1 protein-coding gene is annotated in these 519 nt (G+C 48.6%); it reads left to right on the top strand.

Annotated features, from left to right (window positions below; genetic code table 11):
- Positions 1-519, top strand: a 519-nt coding sequence (gene tig / locus ACTHUM_RS18595) for a trigger factor (RefSeq protein ID WP_440403767.1), incomplete at both ends; no start/stop codon positions are given.

Below are 519 nucleotides of genomic sequence, written 5' to 3'. Positions count from 1 at the left end.
CTTTGAAGGCGTTGAAGAACAAGACGATCAAGAGTCTTTCAAAGTTGCCGCTATTTTTGAAGTTTTCCCTGAAGTAACTATTGGCGACCTGTCTGCCCAAGAAGTAGAAAAAGTTACTGCGACTGTTGGCGATGCCGAAATTGACCAAACTGTAGAAATCCTGCGTAAACAACGCACCCGCTTCAACCATGTTGACCGCGAAGCCCAAAACGGCGACCGCGTCATCATCGACTTTGAAGGCAAAATCGACGGCGAACCTTTCGCTGGCGGCGCGTCTAAAAACTACGCTTTCGTATTGGGCGCAGGCCAAATGCTGCCTGAATTCGAGGCCGGTGTTGTCGGCATGAAAGCCGGTGAAAGCAAAGATGTTACCGTAAACTTCCCTGAAGACTACCACGGTAAAGATGTTGCCGGTAAATCTGCCGTATTCACCATCACTCTGAACAACGTTTCTGAAGCCACTTTGCCTGAAGTTGATGCTGACTTTGCTAAAGCTTTGGGTATTGAAGACGGCGACGT

This window comes from Neisseria sp. P0021.S006 (assembly GCF_051956895.1).
The sequence above is the reverse complement of the archived record's forward strand: the minus strand, read 5'-3'. Positions and strand labels throughout refer to the sequence as shown.